17 protein-coding genes are annotated in these 18,515 nt (G+C 38.2%); 6 read left to right on the top strand and 11 right to left on the bottom strand.

Annotated features, from left to right (window positions below):
* Positions 1-189: 189 nt before the first annotated feature.
* On the bottom strand, positions 190-399 hold the full coding sequence (locus V7122_RS23110; RefSeq protein ID WP_335529463.1) for a hypothetical protein: 210 nt from the start codon (positions 397-399) through the stop codon (positions 190-192).
* Positions 400-481: 82 nt separating this feature from the next.
* Positions 482-2,164 (bottom strand): urocanate hydratase, encoded by a 1,683-nt coding sequence (hutU, locus tag V7122_RS23105; protein WP_335529461.1) that lies wholly within the window; start codon positions 2,162-2,164, stop codon positions 482-484.
* Between the two features lie 374 nt (positions 2,165-2,538).
* Here hutU and V7122_RS23100 point away from each other — a divergent pair, with 374 nt between their 5' ends.
* The 3 genes from V7122_RS23100 to V7122_RS23090 all read left to right on the top strand — a co-directional run bounded on the left by V7122_RS23100 (position 2,539) and on the right by V7122_RS23090 (position 7,302).
* Positions 2,539-4,248, top strand: a complete 1,710-nt coding sequence (locus tag V7122_RS23100; protein ID WP_335354068.1) for a sigma-54 interaction domain-containing protein — start codon at positions 2,539-2,541, stop codon at positions 4,246-4,248.
* A gap of 448 nt (positions 4,249-4,696) precedes the next feature.
* On the top strand, positions 4,697-5,977 hold the full coding sequence (locus tag V7122_RS23095; protein WP_335346271.1) for an MDR family MFS transporter: 1,281 nt from the start codon (positions 4,697-4,699) through the stop codon (positions 5,975-5,977).
* 92 nt (positions 5,978-6,069) lie between these two features.
* The gene (locus V7122_RS23090) at positions 6,070-7,302 is read left to right on the top strand and encodes an aminopeptidase (RefSeq protein WP_335529459.1); all 1,233 of its coding nucleotides are present in this window, start codon (positions 6,070-6,072) and stop codon (positions 7,300-7,302) included.
* A 350-nt stretch (positions 7,303-7,652) separates the two neighbouring features.
* On the opposite strand, the gene V7122_RS23085 is transcribed toward V7122_RS23090, so the two are convergent.
* Positions 7,653-8,804, bottom strand: coding sequence for a hypothetical protein (locus V7122_RS23085; RefSeq protein WP_335354070.1), 1,152 nt, complete (start codon positions 8,802-8,804; stop codon positions 7,653-7,655).
* A 278-nt stretch (positions 8,805-9,082) separates the two neighbouring features.
* On the opposite strand from V7122_RS23085, the gene mscL reads away from it, so the two are divergent.
* Positions 9,083-9,451 (top strand): large-conductance mechanosensitive channel protein MscL, encoded by a 369-nt coding sequence (mscL, locus tag V7122_RS23080; protein WP_335346767.1) that lies wholly within the window; start codon positions 9,083-9,085, stop codon positions 9,449-9,451.
* Positions 9,452-9,519: 68 nt separating this feature from the next.
* Positions 9,520-10,161: a Bax inhibitor-1/YccA family protein gene (locus tag V7122_RS23075; protein WP_335354071.1), complete on the top strand. Its 642-nt coding sequence runs from the start codon at positions 9,520-9,522 to the stop codon at positions 10,159-10,161.
* A gap of 83 nt (positions 10,162-10,244) precedes the next feature.
* On the opposite strand, the gene V7122_RS23070 is transcribed toward V7122_RS23075, so the two are convergent.
* From V7122_RS23070 to cls, 8 genes are all read right to left on the bottom strand, one after another.
* Positions 10,245-10,631 (bottom strand): hypothetical protein, encoded by a 387-nt coding sequence (locus V7122_RS23070; RefSeq protein ID WP_335354072.1) that lies wholly within the window; start codon positions 10,629-10,631, stop codon positions 10,245-10,247.
* 50 nt (positions 10,632-10,681) lie between these two features.
* Entirely contained in the window at positions 10,682-11,014 is a 333-nt protein-coding gene (locus tag V7122_RS23065) for a hypothetical protein (protein WP_335346764.1), read from the bottom strand.
* A gap of 187 nt (positions 11,015-11,201) precedes the next feature.
* Entirely contained in the window at positions 11,202-11,525 is a 324-nt protein-coding gene (locus V7122_RS23060; protein WP_335346763.1) for a hypothetical protein, read from the bottom strand.
* Between the two features lie 218 nt (positions 11,526-11,743).
* Positions 11,744-12,283 (bottom strand): GNAT family N-acetyltransferase, encoded by a 540-nt coding sequence (locus V7122_RS23055; RefSeq protein ID WP_335354073.1) that lies wholly within the window; start codon positions 12,281-12,283, stop codon positions 11,744-11,746.
* A gap of 39 nt (positions 12,284-12,322) precedes the next feature.
* Positions 12,323-13,681 (bottom strand): TldD/PmbA family protein, encoded by a 1,359-nt coding sequence (locus tag V7122_RS23050; RefSeq protein WP_335354074.1) that lies wholly within the window; start codon positions 13,679-13,681, stop codon positions 12,323-12,325.
* A 2-nt stretch (positions 13,682-13,683) separates the two neighbouring features.
* Positions 13,684-15,075, bottom strand: a complete 1,392-nt coding sequence (locus tag V7122_RS23045; protein WP_335354075.1) for a TldD/PmbA family protein — start codon at positions 15,073-15,075, stop codon at positions 13,684-13,686.
* A 48-nt stretch (positions 15,076-15,123) separates the two neighbouring features.
* Positions 15,124-16,050, bottom strand: coding sequence for an alpha/beta fold hydrolase (locus V7122_RS23040; protein WP_335354076.1), 927 nt, complete (start codon positions 16,048-16,050; stop codon positions 15,124-15,126).
* A gap of 115 nt (positions 16,051-16,165) precedes the next feature.
* Positions 16,166-17,677, bottom strand: a complete 1,512-nt coding sequence (gene cls / locus V7122_RS23035; protein WP_335354077.1) for a cardiolipin synthase — start codon at positions 17,675-17,677, stop codon at positions 16,166-16,168.
* 130 nt (positions 17,678-17,807) lie between these two features.
* Here cls and V7122_RS23030 point away from each other — a divergent pair, with 130 nt between their 5' ends.
* The gene (locus tag V7122_RS23030) at positions 17,808-18,305 is read left to right on the top strand and encodes a GNAT family N-acetyltransferase (protein WP_335354078.1); all 498 of its coding nucleotides are present in this window, start codon (positions 17,808-17,810) and stop codon (positions 18,303-18,305) included.
* The last annotated feature ends 210 nt before the right edge of the window (positions 18,306-18,515 follow it).

Here is an 18,515-nt window from a genome sequence, read left to right as displayed (position 1 = left end):
ATACTAAATATTGGATTTATTCAATTAATTCTGTTAAATAATTCGCAGATATTTTTGGCTAAATAATACTATTTATGATTTGCATCCCTATGAAACTTTATTTTATCAAGCTATCATAATATGCAGATGTTTTATGCATATTTGACATTAATAGATGGAGCTTAAGGGAGTTTATATTTTTTTGAAAAATTAATTGTCTAAAGGAACACATTCATTTATATAATATTTATGTTTTTTAGTGATCAATAACTTTCTTATAAAAAACGCAGATATTTTTTGCGTATTGTACCAGAGAAAATTTGGTATTAAAAAGACACCAATTAGTAATTCAGCACTAAGTGAGCCAACAATCCCAACTTGTGGCATTTCCGTATTAATATCTCCAGCAGCAATCCCCACTAAAAAGCCGCTTTCCCTAAAAGAGGAAAAGCAGGCTATTTGTTAAATGATCATATTTAAGTTTGTATACGTCTTTTACTACTTAACTTCTTCTTTTTCTAAATCCTNNTGGGATTTTGATGCTTTCCTTCGTTAATTTTCCTTTTCCGTTCGCAACATCTTGTGCGATTTCATAGCCAGCCTGCGCATGGCGGACAACTCCGATTCCAGAGTCAACTGTCATCGCTACTTCAAGTCTCATGTCAGACTCGGCTGTTCCGTCTGCAATCATTGTTACTCCTGTGTGAACGGCTTCACCCATTGAGTAGTTCGCTTGAAGTGCGATCAGGTCACACATGCCAACTGCATTAAGAAGTCCATTCAATACTGGCCAGTCAGAGATTAAATCAGAGCCATCTTTCATGTTTTCAGATTCAAATGTTGGGTTCACAATGGAGCCTGAGTCTAAGTTGTCACGAGAGAATGCAACTGGTCCAGAAAGCTCGCCGCGACGAATCATATCGTTAACTTCTAATGCAAATGCTTTTCTTTGACCAAAGCCCATATAACAAATACGAGCTGGAAGTGCTTCAATTGGAATATGCTTCATCGCAAGCTTAATCCAGCGAGTTACTAGGTAGTCATCTGCAAATTTTTCTAAAATCATTTCATCAATTTTTCTTAAATCTTCTGGATCACCGGATAAGCATACCCAGCGGAAAGGTCCGCGGCCTTCGCAGAACAATGGACGAATGTATTCCGCTACGAAGCCTGGAAGACGTTTCGCTTCCTTCGGATCAAAACCGGCATCGACACATTCTTTACGGTGACTTGTACCATATTCAAAAGAGTGAACGCCTAAGTCCATAAATTTGATTAGCGCTTTCAATTCACGGATCATCGTTTCGCGTGCTTTTTCTAAGTAAAGGGTACGGTCGGTATCACGAAGCTTTTCTGCTTCTTCTACTGTGTAGCCTGCAGGTAAGTAAGAAATTGGATCGTGACCTGGCGTCATAGAAGTTGAGATATCTGGCAACCAGCCTTTTTCAAGTACCTCTTCGAAAATATCTGCAGCGTTTCCAACTACCGCAATACCTAGTGGCTTGCCTTCAGCAGCCGCCTGCTTTGCCATTGCAATCGCCTCATCCAATGAATCGGCTAAAACATCAATAAATTTCTTTTCAATACGACGCTTAATGATTTCTACGTTTGAGTCACATAGAATCGCTACTCCGCCATGCATGGTCATCGCTCTTGTTTGGTTTCCGCCCATTCCGCCAGCACCAGCTGTTAAAAGGATTTTTCCAACAAGTGAATCACTATAGTATAGACGTGCAATAGCTGATAATGTTTCGAATGTGCCTTGGATAACGCCCTGTGTCCCTATGTATTCCCAAGGTGCAGCCGTATAGTTCGCATACATCGTTAAGTTTTTATCTTGTAAATCGTAGAATGTTGGCCAATCTGCCTTCATAATGTTTGTCGTTGCCATGACAACTGTTGGGGCATATTTATGTGTTTTAAATACCGCAACAGGCATACCTGATTGCACAACTAATGTTTCATCATCTTCAAGCTCTTTCAAAGATTTAACAATCGCATGGTAAGATTCCCAGTTACGGGCGGCTTTCCCAATCCCACCATAGATGACAAGTTCTTCTGGCTTTTCAGCGTTTTCCATATTATTTTCCAGCATCCGCAGAATGGATTCCTGTCTCCATCCTTTACAGCGAAGCTCCGGCCCTCTTTGTGCTTTAACGGAATATAAGATTTCTGGTTGTGACATGTATATTTCCCCCTAGATTAATATTAATTTCTGTAACTCATTAATAGATATTGCAAAGAACGTGCCAAATTTATTAAACTAGTGAATTTTTCAAGAAATTAGTTAATTAGTCCTTATATATCAACAATTTTATTTAATATTTTTCTTTATGAATAATGTAATTATTAAATTTCTTAAATAATATCTTGGTAGGTCCTGCAGATAAAATTGGCATTAGAAATATTTAGCAGTTTCATTAGACACAATGAAGTGTAAGCCGTTACAAATTTAAAGCATGCAGATAAATACTGCATGCAGATTATTTAAAAAATTCATAATTAATGTTATATTAAAAATATGTATTTTCATAGTTAGCAAAGTCAGGAGGGAAAGTTTTGATTGCAGAATCTATTTGTAAATTAATGAAGGGCTATTCAGATGGCGTCATGATTCTAAATGAAAACTACGAAGTTGTTTGGCAGGACATGAATCAGATTAGTTCATTTGAGGTTGCTGAGGGCACTCATATTGCTGAACTCCTCCCATGTGAGCATGTACGCTTTGTGGAAAATGAAACATTCACAGTTTCATTTTCTCAAAAGAAATTTTCCGTTGAAGTGAAAACCTTCTCTGCAGATGTTCACTATATCATTCTTTGTTTTGAGGACATTTCTGACTTATTAGCCAATCCAAAAATGAGATTGTTTTGCTTGGAAAAAATAATAGAATCTCTTGGTGAAGGGGTTATGATGAGCAATCAAAATGGAGAAATTATTTTATACAATCTCGCTCAAGAAAAAATGGAAGGATTAAATCGGAATGAGATTATTGGCAAGCATTTATGGTCAGTTTATAACTATAATCCGCAAAATTCCGAACATAAACATACTTTTAAAACCGGAAAGCCGATATTTTCAAGATACAGGGCGCATTCAACTATTAATGGGGTCCCGAAGTATGTGAACTATAGTACTTTTCCCATTCAAAAGGATGGAGAAACCATCGCGGTATACTCTATTAGCACGAATGAGACTAGACTTAAAGATATGCTTTACCAAACAATTGAGCAAAAGCGGAAGATCGCCTTCACAGAAAAGAATGGTCAAGACTCAAAAAATGGCACTACCTACACATTTGAAAACATTAAGGGCAATAGCCTTTCCTTAAAAAATCTAATTCAGGAAGCACAGAACATTGCGATTCATAATACGGATGTCTTAATTGTCGGGGAAACAGGAACAGGAAAAGAACTGTTTGCCCAAAGTATTCATAATCATAGCTCAAGAGCTAACAGTCCATTTATCGCGATTAACTGTGCAGCCATTCCGGAAAACCTTTTGGAGAGCACCCTATTTGGTACTGTTAAAGGGGCATTTACAGGTGCCACTAATCAAATTGGTCTTTTCGAGCATGCAAAGGACGGGACATTATTTTTAGATGAGATTAACTCGATGCCTATGACATTGCAATCGAAGCTAATGCGCGTTTTGCAGGAACGATTAGTCAGACGAGTTGGCTCAAATGATGTTTCACCTGTTCAATGTACTGTCATCAGTGCCTCGAACGAAGATCCGGAAAAGCTTATAACTGAAGAAAAAATGAGACTTGACTTATTTTACCGTATTGCACGAACAAGCTTGTACATCCCTCCATTACGGGAACGGACAGAGGATATTCACTTCTTTATTGAATATTTCCTAGAATCCTATCAGGAAAAGTTCAATAAGATCGTGCCAAAAATCTCGAAATCATTGATGACAACTCTTCTTCAATATCATTGGCCGGGAAATACTAGAGAGCTTGAGCATTTAATAGAGAATCTCATTATTCGTGTTTCCGAAGCCGACAAGGCAATTGAAATAGATCACCTGCCAACTTACATAAGACGGAAAATCTTTTCCAATAAAAAAAATAAATCTATTGAAATGAAGGAATTAGAGAAAAAGCCGATGAAATCGATTTTTGCCAATTCCAAAGAGCATTTTATCCAAACAACCTTAGAACAAACAGATTGGAATATCTCTAAGGCCGCTAGGAAACTTGGCATTACCCGTCAAAGTCTTCAATACCATATTAAAAAGTATGGACTTGAAAAGCCACGATAAAAGAAAGAGGGACAGATTAGATTGTCAATGGCATCATTGAATCCTCCAATTTTTGGGCTCCTAAGTGTTAAAAAGTGTAAGAACTAATATTCAGATGTCTATATCTGATTAATGGAAGTTCCAGGTTTCAAGGATGTTCAAACAGCCTTGAGAAAATTTGAAAAACTTACAGTTCCAAGTTGTATCTGCTAAACTATTAGTTTCTTTTTACATTAAGACTCCTCCGTATGTTTGAAATTTTGGTTGGGTAACCAAAATTTATTGGCAATAAACAGGAGTTTATTAATACCATGCTGAAAGCTTTTGGAACCCTATGCCTAGCATAGGGTTTTTATTTCCACAATAATAATTTACTCTTCACAGCTGTTAAAAATAAGATATTCTTGTATATCCTTCAATAAAATGGTAATATTATTTAGTTATTCTGAAGGGAAATCGAGGATACAGCATGAGAATAAGAGATTGGGATTCAAATCTAAAAGTACGATTATTTGGAGAAGCGGCAATTAACATCACTTTTTGGATGTTCTTCCCTTTTTTGACGATTTACTTTGCAGGTGAATTTGGGAAGGATAAAGCGGGATTGCTGCTTATTTTTTCTCAAGTATTTTCCGTTTTAGCCAATTTAATGGGCGGGTATTGCGCGGATCGTTTTGGAAGAAAAACGATGATGGTTTTATCAGCATTCGGACAGGGCCTTAGCTTTCTAGTCTTTGCGCTAGCCGATTCCCCATGGCTGAATTCGCCATGGCTAGGATTTATTTGCTTTGCCTTTGTTGGCATTTTCAGTTCATTTTATTGGCCGGCAAGTCAGGCAATGGTTGCAGATGTTGTGGAGGAAAAGCATCGCAGCCATGTATTTGCGATTTTCTATACCTCTATTAATATTGCAGTTGTGATCGGACCTGTGTTGGGAGCCATTTTTTACACGAAATACCGTTTCGAGCTTCTATTAATTGCGGGCATCATCTGTATTATTTTAGCTTGTATTTTAGCAAAAATGACGAGAGAAACTATGCCCAAACAGTCCCATATAGTTAATGAAAATGATAAATGGTATTCCTTTTTAATCAAGCAGATGAAGGATTATGGGATCATTTTTAAGGATAAAGTCTTCCTTCTATTTATCATAGCAGGTGTTCTGGCGGCACAAACATTTATGCAGCTGGATTTATTAATTCCGATTTATACGAGCGAGTTTATAAACAACCAAACACTGTTGAAATTCGGTGATTGGGCCTTTACGGTCAGTGGTGAGCAAGCTTTCGGCATTCTTTTATCTGAAAATGGTTTTCTCGTAGCCTTATTTACTGTAGCTGTCACGAAAATCATGATTAAATATAAGGAAAGAAATGTATTTGTGATTTCCTCCCTTACGTATGCAGTAGCCATTTTCATGTTTGGACAAACGACTTGGATTTGGGGTTTAATCATTGCAATGGCACTCTTTACATTCGGTGAGCTAATGACAGTAGGCATTCAGCAAAGCTTCGTTTCAAAAATCGCTCCTGAGCATATGCGCGGGCAATATTTTGCGGCTGCAAGCCTGCGGTTTACATTCGGCAAAACGATTGCACCCATTTCCATTCCCTTGACTGTGTGGATTGGGTATGACTGGACGTTTTTAATTTTAGCTGGCCTTGCGGTTTTAAGTGCTGTGCTTTACTGGCTCATGTTTTCCATTTCTGAAAAACCAAATACAGTAGTTGCCAAAAAGGGATCTATCTAGGATTCCTTTTTGTTTTTTATTTCTTCAAAGTTTCTTTTTCCAAACAAAAAAGTTACAATTATAAAGAAGATTTTGGTAAAGGAGATTATATAATGAGTGACTTTCAAACGAATTTAGAAAAATATGCAGAGCTTGCTGTAAAGGTTGGCGTTAATATTCAAAATGGGCAAACTCTTGTCATCAATACAGCCCTCGATTCAGCTGAGTTAGTTCGACTTATCGTAAAGAATGCATACGAGGCCGGTGCTTATAATGTAGTTGTGAATTGGAATGACGATATTGTATCTCGTACGAAATATGAGCTCGCACCTGATGAGGCTTTCAATGAATATCCAGAATGGCGTGCGAAGGAACTTGAAGAATTGGCAAAGAACGGCGCTGCCTTCATGTCCATCGTTTCAGCAAGCCCCGACTTACTAAAGGGTGTTAAATCCGAGAGAATCGGTAATTTTCAAAAAGCTGCGGGGAAAGCACTTTCAAATTACAGAAAGTTGGTAATGGCGGATAAAGTCAGCTGGACCGTTATCGCAGCCCCGTCTCCTGCTTGGGCCGATATGGTATTCCCTGATGCACCTGCAGAAAAAAGAGTGCAATTATTGTGGGATGCGATTTTTAAAGCTACACGTACAGATTTAGAAAATCCGGTGGAAGCTTGGAAGAAGCATGATGAAACACTGCACGAGAAAGTAGATTATTTGAACAGTAAACGCTATAAAAAGCTGCACTATAAAGCACCTGGTACTGATTTAACGATCGAGCTTCCTGAAAAGCACCTTTGGTGTGGGGCCGGCAGCATCAATGAAAAGGGTCATGAATTCATGGCCAATATGCCAACTGAAGAGGTATTTACTGTGCCTCATAGAACTGGTGTTAATGGAACGGTATCCAGTACAAAGCCATTAAGCTATGGCGGAAATATTATCGATCAATTTTCATTAACATTTGAAAATGGCCGTATTGTTGATGTTAAGGCAGAGAAAGGTGAAGAAATTCTTAAACAGCTTGTCGAAACAGATGATGGCTCACATTATCTTGGTGAAGTGGCGCTCGTTCCTTTTAATTCACCAATTTCTCAATCTAATCTGCTTTTCTATAATACTTTGTTCGATGAAAACGCATCAAACCATCTTGCAATCGGCAGTGCCTATGCATTCTGTTTAGAAGGCGGAAAGCAAATGTCTAGTGATGAGTTAAAGGAACATGGTCTCAATGATAGCCTAACACATGTCGACTTCATGATTGGATCGGCCGAAATGGACATTGACGGCATTACAGCAGACGGAAAAACAGAGTCTGTCTTCCGCAATGGGGATTGGGCATTCTAAAAAGAAAAGCGGAAGAGCCTTGATCAGATGAACATCGACTAAAAACCGCAACGTCCTGTGGCGAACGCCGATGTCAGCACATCCTGTGCAAGTCCGACAAGCATAAGCCAAGCCGGCAGGAAGGTTGTACTTTAACCTTCTTGACGGCTTGGCTTATGACCTCGAGGTCGACAAAAACGCAACGTCCTCCCAAAAGCTCAGCTTTTGGTCGTGCGATGATTACGCTTCCGAAGCGTTCCTTGTCCTGTTGCATTGTCGACACTAGTACGTCCTGTACTTCGGGGCTAGGCGCTGAAACTAGACAATAGCAGGTGAAAGGCTGTCGACTTTGTCGGCAGCCTTTGCTATGTTTATTTTTTTGATAAATAGATATTTTTCACCATACCATTCTCATCAGACAAAACCTCTACAACATATTTATCTGCATTGTAGACTGCGCGAATCTCCTTATCCGCATTGATCCCCTCTTGCTCCGGATCTCCAAGTAATTTCTTAATCTCTTCTAAAGTTGTTTTCACACGCTCGCCGGGAATGGAGACGGCTGTTACCGAACCAGTTGCACTATCATAAAAATAGGTAATTTCCGGGTACATCAAATAGGGTGTACCTTCCATAATCCCTTCCTCCATAAAATTAGGCTCGGATTTCTTGATGTTAGCAATATTCGTTCCGATTGGATACGGACTTCCTAAAGGGATTCCTTGCTTCGCCTTTTCAACCATATCATGGCTAAGCTCTATGTTATGGAAGGGATAGTATAACTCTCTCTTCTCACTCCATCGTTTATACCATTGCTCGCTTAAATTCTTTGACTTTTCATCAAATGCAGATTCATCTTTTTTGCTGATTTCCAATGTTTCTTCATTAAACTCCCATGTCACAAACTTCCAAACGTTATTTTCCTGTAAATGAGCAGTTTGCAAATATTTTTGATTAATCGTCTTTATTTCCGTTCCAGTAATTTCATCAAGTCCTTCTTCAGGAGCAACCTTCACAATCTCTCCATCTTTTATGGCATATAAATAGGGATTAAAAGTACGTTGTTCACTTGGATAAAGTGCAATAAAGACCGCAGTTTTCCCTAACTTTATAGAATAGGCCTGGTTTAAAGATGGATTAAATTTGAAAGGGGCCCCATTGCCTAGGGCTATCTGTTTATATGCTACTGATGAATCCTTGTCTGCTAGATAAAAGAAATACATTCCGGTGAATAGTTGATTTTTCCCGCCTGAACCGTTCTCCTCTTTTATTACATTGTGCTCATCCTCAGCATAAAGAAACACCGAATAATCGTTTGACCCTTCTGTCGCTTCAAACTGGTAAAGCGCTTTTTCCTTTAACCAAGCTATGTCCTTTGTCTTCATCTTATCAACAGATGTTTGTACAGCTGAAGATTTAATTTGTGTATTCCCTGTAGTATTTATAGCATTTGTTTCATTCGAGCATGCTGCTAATAGTCCTGATAACATCAAGAAAGAAAGTATATATAGATAATTTTTCATTAAAATCTCCCTGTAAATAAAAGCAAAATTTGTATAAACAAGTGTTATTTTTTCATTACAAAAATGACAAACTCTTTTTGTATGTTAAAAGTGTAACAAATCGCTCGCCATTCTACAAATCTCCCAATATACCCATTTTTCGAAAAACTCCCCTCATCGGCTAACCCCCACCTATCCTCTGTCTTAGGATAAAAATAATGCTTTCATAACTGGTGATTTGCCTAACGAGCATAGTATAATTAACGTTAATTTTGTAAGAGAAAGGTGTTTTTCAAGCTATGCTGAATGAATTTAAGAAATTCGCATTAAAAGGGAATGTGTTAGATCTTGCAGTCGGGGTCATAATCGGGGCTGCTTTCGGAAAAATTGTTTCCTCCCTCGTGGAAGATATTATTATGCCGCTAGTAGGGCTGCTTGTGGGTGGGGTTGATTTGACAAAGCAGCTTGTTATTACAGTTGGAACGGCTGAAGTAAGGGTTGGGGCTTTTACTCAGACTATTTTAGATTTCCTTATTATTGCGTTTTCGATTTTTATTTTCGTCAGAATCATCAACAAACGCTTTAAAAAGCAGGAGGAATCGAAGCCGGCAGTCGATAAGAAGGAAGTTCTTCTAACGGAAATTAGGGATTTATTAAAAGAAAAATAATTTTTTTTGAAACCCTTATAAAGGACAAACGTATAATTATTAAGAAAAAATTTATGGGGTGAAGCATCATGTATATGCAACAAACAGCAAACCATAGTCATCTTCCTGCTGTCTTAAGAACATTTGCGATTTCATTAGGAATTGCCTTTATTGGCACAATGGCGGGAGTTTTTGTACCACCGGCTATGTTTTTGCCGCTCATTATTCTTGAAATAGGAATGCTCCTTTTTGCATTTATAATACGCCGAAAAAAGGCTATGTCTTATTCGTTCCTATTCGCCTTTACATTTATTTCGGGAATGACAACCTACCCGATTATTTCTCACTATCTTGCAACAATCGGCCCGAACCCGGTTTTGCTTGCATTAGCGACAACAACTACCATTTTTACAGGCTTAGCGATTTATGCTTCAACAACAAAGCGTGATCTGACCTTCCTGGGCGGTATGCTGATGGCTGCTTTGTTTGCATTGATCGCCATTTCGATCTTTAATATTTTTTGGCCGCTTAGCTCAACAGGAATGCTTGCTTTCTCATTCATTGGTGTGCTTGTATTTAGCGGATATGTTCTTTTTGACTTTAATCGTATGAAAAGATACGGTGTAACAGCTGAGGAAGTTCCATTAATGGCTCTAAACTTATATCTTGATTTTATTAACTTATTCATTAATATACTGCGTATTTTCGGTATTCTTGGAAGCAGAGACTAAATTCTTATACTGGCTGTGTTTGTACTAAATTAATCAATATAAACACATAGAAAAATAGAGTGGAAGTTATGATCCACTCTATTTTATCGTTTTTTAAAAATTTTAACATTTGAAAGATTGTTTGAATCCGTGAAAATAATATCCTTTTTCTTAGTGATTTCTTCCAGCCTTTTTACCGCTTGCTCAAATTCTAAATTGCTCATTTGTTTGGTTGCTAGTAATGAACAAAGTATTGCAAACCCTATAGCAGTCGTATCAACATGAACATCTACCTGCAAATCCACATCTGAGTTTCCACTTTGCCCAATCGAATTTTTACTCTCGTTGTTTATTTTAATTGTATTTTGTTCTTTTGATCGTGCTTCAGCACTATTCCTATTTTCTTCAATGTTATTTATCTCTATGTCATTTTCTTCGTTTGAATTCATGAAACGGGAAATATATTTATTTGCTGGCCTTCTTGAACTCATACCATCACCTATCCTAATAAAGGCGGGACTTAATAATCCCACCTTTTATATTAGAAATCAAAATCAGCATCTATATCAGTATTTTGATTTTGGTCGTTATCCTGCTCCTGATCTGATCTTACACGTGCATTACTTTTGCTGTTTAATCTAATGTCGACTCTAGAGTTACCAGAATTATGGATTGTACTTCGAGCCACATTTGTGTTTTTATCCGTATTTTTAACATTAGCATCTGCTTCAGACTCTGATCTATTACGTAATTCGGTTTCGAAATCAGAATCCACATCTAGATCTACATCTGTGTTTGTATTGTTTCTGCGGTTTCCTCCCGCGCTCACAAAGTTATCATTGTCAAAATGGGATTTCCGTCTCCTTCTCCTCATATTAACTTCCACCTTTCTGATCTAATAAAACTTTTATGGTAGGCGTGTAAAAATACCCCTTTCATACACGCCTAACTATCTGAGTACAGACAAAAAGATTTTTAGCAGTAAAATAATAATTTTCACTGCTAAAAAAGCAATTTATACTGTTAATAAACTATTGAGTGGAGTTAGAATTATTTATACATTAATCATCTATATCTACATTAATATCTTGGTCTTGATCATTTTCCTGTTCTTGTTCTGACCGAACACGAGCGTTGCTTCTGCTATTCAGTGTAATGTCAACTCTCGAATTTCCTGAATTTGTGATTAAGCTTCGAGCAATATTCGTATTTTTATCAGTGTTACGAACATCTGCTTCAGCTTCAGAATTTGACCTATTTCTTAACCTATTATCAATATCTGTGTCAAAGTCTACATCCACATCAACATTTGTGTTTCGACGATTCCCTCTGTTTGAACTCCTAAAAAAATCTTGGTTTCCATTATCATCAAAAGATCTAGTCATTCTACCTTCATCTCCCTTCGGTGTACTTAATAAACAATATATTCGTGTACAACTATCATGAATAGACTAATCACCAAGGTTTTTTACCCATTTATTCATAAAAATATCTCCCACAGGAAAAACCTATGAGAGATAATTATTAAAAATTTTTTTTAAGTTTAATAATGATAAATTTTTGAGTAAATCCATGATTTTATTTAATTTCCAAAAACTTGTGATTAGTAATTCATGTACTCCTCTTTTAAAATACTATAATAAGTTAAATCAATGGCCTTTCCGTCTTTAACAACATGATTCCGGAAAACTCCCTCGTGCTTCATTCCGCATTTTTCCATAATTCTCCACGAACCAGGATTGCTTGTAAATGCTGCTGCATAAATACGATTCAGGTTTAATATTTCAAAACCGTATTTAATGACCAGTCTCGCTGCTTCCGTTCCATACCCATTCCCCCAAAATGGCTTGCCAACCCAATAGCCAAGCTCTCCGCGGCGATGCTCCATTACTTTACCAATACTAATGAGGCCTATAAAACCATGATCCTTCTTGCTGATAATGGCAAAAGTGACCGCTTCCCCCTTTTGTTCTGCCTCTAGAACCTTGGCAATAAAATCCCTTGCAGAGCCCTTCGGATACGGATGCGGTATATATAAAGTCGTTTTCGCTATCTCGTAATCACTTGCATATTCTTCAATCTTTTCCGCATCTTCCAGTGTTAAAGAGCGTAAAATGATTCGTTTTCCGTCTAAAAGCTCCATACTCGTACACACCTTTATTCAAGAGTTTCTTAACGACTATTATTCTACTGTTACAGCCAGTTCCTTTATTAACAGGGATGGCGAACCGATATAACCTGGAGCGACAAAAGAGAATGAAAAGTCAAGATCAGATCCAATTTGCTCAATGCTGTTTAATAGCTCATAGAAATTCCCGGCGATTGTCATCTGTTTGACAGCAAACTGAATTTCGCCATCCTTTACATAAAACCCTTTGGCAGCTAAAGAAAAATCACCTGAAACCGAGTCTGCACCAGAATGCAGCCCTTCCAAATCCGTTATGATGATGCCTTCCTTTAACGATGAAGTTAGCTCATCTAAACTTTTATGGCCAGGGGTAATATAGAAATTCGTTGGGGAAATAGCTAAAGATCCTTTATAGGAAGATTTATAGGCATTCCCCGTTGACTCGACATTTGCTTTCTCTGCTGTTTTCCGATTGTGAAGAAGTGTAACAAGTCTTCCATCTTTGACAATATCCTTTTTAGCTGTTGCCATTCCTTCACTGTCGAAGGTTTTGCTGAATAACCCATTTTCAAGAAATGGATTATCTACAATTTGTAATGTAGGAACAGCAATGACCTCTCCAACCTTTTCTTTTAAAAGAGACTGGCCCTTTTGTGCATTTTCGGCAGAAAAAATCGGCGAAAAGGTTTGCAGGAGACTTCCTGCTGCGGTATTTCGTAATATTACCGGATAGCGTTTACTAACTGCCGTTTGCGCATTTAACTGTGAAAGAGCCTCTTCAACAGCATACTTGGCAATTTCTTCAGGAACTAAAGAGGAGAAATCCCTTGTCACGTTTATATATAAACCTGTTTTAATTTCATCCCCCTGCTTCACAACAACAGAAATAAACAGACCAATATGGTTAAGCCTTTCCTTCAGTTCTAGACCCTTGCTATTTATGATGGTTCTCTCTGAATCTGCACTTTCCAGCATAAAATAATTCGTCCCTGTTACTCTTTCATCATAGGCATAGATATGCTTTTCGATTGTCTTTAGTAGTTCTACTTTTTCTGGAATAGTTACTTTCTCCAGTTCATTTGAATAAAAACTTCCTTCATAGTAAGAGTCGCTTCCAGCAAACATCTCTTCCTTTGTTTCTTCCTCAGAAATTAGGGCATTTTCCTTGGCACTTTCTACTAAAAATAATACGGATTCCTCATCAAGCTTTTCGGTGAACGCGCTGCCTGTTTTCCCATCAATTATACCCCGAAACGAGAAGCCAGCTATCTCAGAGCTTTCATAGGAATCCAGCTCGCCTTTAAACAAACTGCAACTAAATTTCTCCTCTTTTTCATAATAAAGCTCCATATCAGAAAAACCATGCTGCTCACCGAGTGAAAAAAGCTTTTGCTTAAAATCCTGGATCATCATCCTTACTCAGCCTCCTTACTGCCGCCAACCGTCATTTCACTTACCCGAACCATTGGCTGGCCAACATTCACTGGGATGCTTCCGCTTAAAGAGCCGCACATTCCCTCGCCATGAGCTAAATTATTGCCGACCATGTCGACAAGCTTTAATGTTTCCGCACCGTTTCCAATTAATGTAGCCCCTTTTAGCGGTTTGCCTAGCTTACCATCTTTCACCGTATATGCTTCCATTACCGCAAAATTATAGTCCCCGGTTGCTGGATTAACGGAACCGCCCCCCATATATTTAGCATAAATTCCATTCTCCGTATTAGCGATAATCTCTTCTGGAGTGGATTTGCCTTCCGCTATATAGGTATTCGTCATTCTGGAAGTCGGAGCAAAGCGGTAGGATTGTCTTCTGCCAGAACCCGTTGATGGCATGCCCATTCTTCGGCTATTAAATTTATCAATCAAGTAACCTTTTAATATCCCATTTTCAATGAGGACATTTTTTCGCACTTTTTCACCTTCATCATCGATTGTAATCGATCCCCACTCGTTCTCTAGTGTGCCGTCATCAATATATGTAACGACATCTGAAGCAACTTTTTCGCCTATCCGATTCGCAAAAACAGAGTTATTCTTCGCAACAGATGTAGCCTCAAGTCCATGTCCGCAAGCTTCATGAAAAATAACCCCGCCAAATTCATTATCAATAATGACCGGGAACTTCCCACTTGGACATGGTTCGGCACCTAGCATTGTCACAGCGATCCGAGAGGCTTCCCTCGCATAATGCTCAAGATTTAGATTTTCAAAAAACTCAAATCCCTTGTGAGCACCCGGACCGTAGAAGCCAGGCTGAATTTGGCTGCCGTCAGAGGCAATGGATTGGATCGCCAATCTGCTCCTCACTCTCTTATCCTCAACCAATTTCCCTTCACTATTTGCAATCAGTACATTTTGCTCTTCGTCTATATAACGAATTAATACCTGCTGAATACTAGAGTGATAGTTTTTTGCTATTTCATAAGCCTTTTTCATCACATCCGCTTTGCGGAATTTTTCGGTATCTTTCGGATTTATTTCAATTGGATGTCCGCACTTAATAATCTCTTTAACAAGAGGCTGTGGCTGGATAATCTCATTTCCAGTAATAGCATGGGCTGCATTTCTAGCTGCTTTTAACAATCCTTCCTTTGATGCATCGGTTGTATACGTATAGACACTTTGTAAACCTTTAAAAACCCGGATTCCAATCCCAAAATCCCTGCCTGACAAACTATTTTCAATTTTGCCGCTCTGAAGGGTCAGGTTATTCGTATATCGGTCCTCGACAAACACTTCAGAGAAATCACCGCCGGTTGCAAGCGCAGCGGCAAGGACATCCTCAATGACAGATGTTGAAAGCATGAAACTCCCCCTTTTGATCAGACTATTCAAAACCATCAAACAATAATATTATATTAGTTTTTTCCTATTTTTACTACTATTGTGGGTTTCGATATCTTCGTGGTCTGCTTTGATTTGTTTGACAATATCCTCCCAGACCGTTTCATCATCTGCCAAGAAATGTCCCGCTTCAGGCACAAAGTGAGAAACAGCTTCAGGTATCGCTTGCGACACTTTCTTTATCTCATCAAAAGGAGCCATCCGGTCACCCTCCCCGTGCCAAATATGAACCGGGATTTGTATATCACTTAATTGAAATCCCCATGGCCTTGACAGCAATTTGACTTCATCAACTGCCCCGTCAGTTCTTACTTGAAGAGCCCCCATTAAGTGTGCCATCATATCCTTAATCTGCTCATCCGTTTGAATGAATTGGAGGTCCCATTCGCCTAAATGTTTATTTCCTTTTTTCATTGAAATCATAAATTTTTCCGGTTTCTGCCCCATCATCTTCTTTTGCATTTTATAAGAATAGTTGACTAGCCAAGGTACATGTTTACTTAAGATAAACGCAATTCGATTCTCCTTCACCATACTTTTTGGCGGTTTTCCATTGTCAAAAGGAGCTACACTTGAAATCATGGAAACATGATTTAATCGTTCTGGTATTTGGTATGCACAAGCGGCCACAAAAGCTCCTCCACCTGATACACCTAAAACTGAAAAACGATCAAGACCAAGTTCATCCGCTAATTCCCCGACATCAAATGCCCAGTCAAGCAGGCTCCAATTTTTCTTCGGATCGGATGTTCCAAAGCCAGGTCTGTCTGTTGCGATGAGTCTCAGTCCGGATTTTGTTATCTCACTATCATCTCTAAACCATATTTTGGACCCAGGAGTTCCATGAAAAACCATCACTGGAATTCCTTCCGCTTTACCGTATTCGATATAATCTAATTTGCGCCCATCTATTAACCGAAATACTCTCTCTTCCATTTTCCTATCCCCTTTATCGTTGTTACCTTCATTGTAAAAGATCACGTAACGAGAGGTTCAAGTGGGATTTTTAAATTTTTTTCAAAAAAATAGAAGCTGTCTAAGCAGCTCCAATTTATAAAACCCCTGAAAACAGTCTTGCAAATGACTCCTTCGATCTTTCAACAAAACCTCTTTTGAAATATTGAACAGGACTGATTTTTTCGCTATATTCCATATCTTCTTCGTAATGGGCTACGAGTTCCCGGATGGAGCTTGTGCCATACAGGAATACATTGACTTCAAAATTCAAGTGAAAACTGCGCATGTCCATATTTGCCGTTCCCAGCGAAGCAAGATTGCCATCAATAATTATAATTTTCTGGTGCAAAAATCCTTTCTTATAAGAATATATTTCTGCCCCAAAACGAAGCAGCTCAGGGAAATAGGATCTGCTTGCATATTGGGTTAGGAAACCATCATTAATTTCCGGAACCATGATTCGAACCTCTATTCCTTTTCCAGCAGCAACTCTTAATGCAGTCCGAATGGCTTCATCAGGTACAAAATAGGGGCTCGCTATCCAGATCGACTTAGTAGCTGAGGAAATCATGGAAAAATAAAAATCACTCATAAGCCCCTGCTGAGTGTCTGGACCACTCGCTACAATTTGTACCGCACCATCTAGGACATCCTCTTCTATTTTTGATTTATATGACGTATATTTCCCAAGAAGCTTTTCCCCACTGACATATTCCCAATCAAGTAAAAAGACGGTATGAAGGGAATACACAGCCTCCCCTTTAAGCAGCATATGAGTATCACGCCAAAATCCGATCGTTTTATCCTCACCAAGATACTCTACACCAACATTCAAACCGCCTACAAAGCCAACCTTTCCATCGATCACAATGATCTTACGATGATTGCGAAAATTAATCTTTTGATTAAAAAAGCCGTACTTTAATGGGGAAAATGACTTTACTTTTATCCCGGCCTTCTGCATAGCCTGTATATCTTCTGCATCTATTTTTCTGCTCCCGACTGCATCGACCATAAACAAAACCTCTACGTTTTTTCGCGCCTTTTCAATAAGGATTTGAATAATTTCCTTACCAAGACGGTCGGATCGGTATATATAGTATTCCATATGAATAAAAACTTCCGCTTCACTCAGTTTTTCCTTAATTTCAGAAAATGTTTCTTCACCATCTTTTAATATAAATGCTCGTGAAGCTGTACTTATCGGAGTAGGAGAAGCATTGCTTGCATACTTTAAAAAAGAATGCTGAGTATCTTGTAAAAATGAAAAATCAGGGGAAGATTCCTGCTGCAAAAGCTTCTTCCATTCATCTCGATCCCTTTTTCGCTTACTTTTAAAAAGATATCCTTTTAAATAAAGCTGTCCGGAAAATAAATAAAATAGATATCCTAAAACAGGGAAAAAAATTAAAACGTATACCCATAAAAGGGTATGCTGAGGAGATCGATTCTCTAGCATTAAGGAAAATATACTAATCGCGAGCGCTGAACAATATAACAGTGAAATCACGGCTTTGACTTCCAAGCCGTAATGGCCGAAAAGGATCATATATAGGGAAAGTATTAAAACAAAAGCAATTAAAAACTCCAACCGGCGCTTTCTCATCTCATCGTTCTCCATGACTCATAAGTAGTAAAAACTGTATGCCTATTATTTCCTATATACCCAAAATTAAATATGAAAAAACTTGGGATTAATGTACACTAAATAGAATTAGAGTCCACGAGGTGAATTTATGTATATTAGACTTTTAAATCCAAATGATGCTGACGCTTATCGTGATTTAAGAATAATTGCATTAAAAAATCATCCTTCAGCCTTTGCTTCCAGCTATGAAGAAGAGAAAGATAATCCCGCTGAAGTATATGGAGAAAGATTTCAATCAGGGGATTCCTTTACTTTCGGTGCATTTGAGGATGATGCTTTAATCGGTTCGGTAACATTGTTTAAAGAATCCAAATTGAAACTTAAACATCGGGCGAATATATTTGCAATGTACGTTTCACCTAAAAAGCGTAAAATGGGCATTGGAAAACAATTAATAGCTGCGGCAATAGAAAAGGCGAAAGAGTTAAACGAGATCGAACAAATTTATTTAACGGTTGAGGCGACAAATGAACCTGCAAAAAAACTATACCATTCTTTTGGTTTCGAAACATTTGGAAGGGATAAAAAAGCGTTAAAAATCGGGAATGTGTATTTCGATGAGGAGCATATGGTGTTGTATTTATGAAAATTTGGTGATGTTCTTTAAGTGCATATCATATGAATGTTTTGCATCAGATGGAGATTCTGGTTTCCGTTATTCGTGAATTCTCACTGAGACGGGAACCAGATGCTGTGACTGATGACCGTATGTTCCTTTTTGAGCTAGTCACAGGCACCAGATAGAGATTCTGATTACCGTTATTCGTGAATTCTCACTGAGACGGGAACCAGATGC

The sequence above is a fragment of the Bacillus sp. JJ1532 genome (genome assembly GCF_036965085.1).
In the GTDB taxonomy this organism is placed as follows: Bacteria; Bacillota; Bacilli; order Bacillales; family Cytobacillaceae; genus Cytobacillus.
The sequence above is the reverse complement of the archived record's forward strand: the minus strand, read 5'-3'. Positions and strand labels throughout refer to the sequence as shown.

Excerpts from the sequence above, each read along its gene's own strand:
- V7122_RS23095 (WP_335346271.1), top strand. The coding sequence starts at position 4,697 with ATGAGAATAAGAGATTGGGATTCAAATCTAAAAGTACGATTATTTGGA.
- V7122_RS23090 (WP_335529459.1), top strand. The coding sequence starts at position 6,070 with ATGAGTGACTTTCAAACGAATTTAGAAAAATATGCAGAGCTTGCTGTA.
- V7122_RS23085 (WP_335354070.1), bottom strand. The coding sequence starts at position 8,804 with ATGAAAAATTATCTATATATACTTTCTTTCTTGATGTTATCAGGACTA.
- mscL (WP_335346767.1), top strand. The coding sequence starts at position 9,083 with ATGCTGAATGAATTTAAGAAATTCGCATTAAAAGGGAATGTGTTAGAT.
- V7122_RS23075 (WP_335354071.1), top strand. The coding sequence starts at position 9,520 with ATGTATATGCAACAAACAGCAAACCATAGTCATCTTCCTGCTGTCTTA.
- V7122_RS23070 (WP_335354072.1), bottom strand. The coding sequence starts at position 10,631 with ATGAGTTCAAGAAGGCCAGCAAATAAATATATTTCCCGTTTCATGAAT.
- V7122_RS23065 (WP_335346764.1), bottom strand. The coding sequence starts at position 11,014 with ATGAGGAGAAGGAGACGGAAATCCCATTTTGACAATGATAACTTTGTG.
- V7122_RS23060 (WP_335346763.1), bottom strand. The coding sequence starts at position 11,525 with ATGACTAGATCTTTTGATGATAATGGAAACCAAGATTTTTTTAGGAGT.
- V7122_RS23055 (WP_335354073.1), bottom strand. The coding sequence starts at position 12,283 with ATGGAGCTTTTAGACGGAAAACGAATCATTTTACGCTCTTTAACACTG.
- V7122_RS23050 (WP_335354074.1), bottom strand. The coding sequence starts at position 13,681 with ATGATGATCCAGGATTTTAAGCAAAAGCTTTTTTCACTCGGTGAGCAG.
- V7122_RS23045 (WP_335354075.1), bottom strand. The coding sequence starts at position 15,075 with ATGCTTTCAACATCTGTCATTGAGGATGTCCTTGCCGCTGCGCTTGCA.
- V7122_RS23040 (WP_335354076.1), bottom strand. The coding sequence starts at position 16,050 with ATGGAAGAGAGAGTATTTCGGTTAATAGATGGGCGCAAATTAGATTAT.
- cls (WP_335354077.1), bottom strand. The coding sequence starts at position 17,677 with ATGAGAAAGCGCCGGTTGGAGTTTTTAATTGCTTTTGTTTTAATACTT.
- V7122_RS23030 (WP_335354078.1), top strand. The coding sequence starts at position 17,808 with ATGTATATTAGACTTTTAAATCCAAATGATGCTGACGCTTATCGTGAT.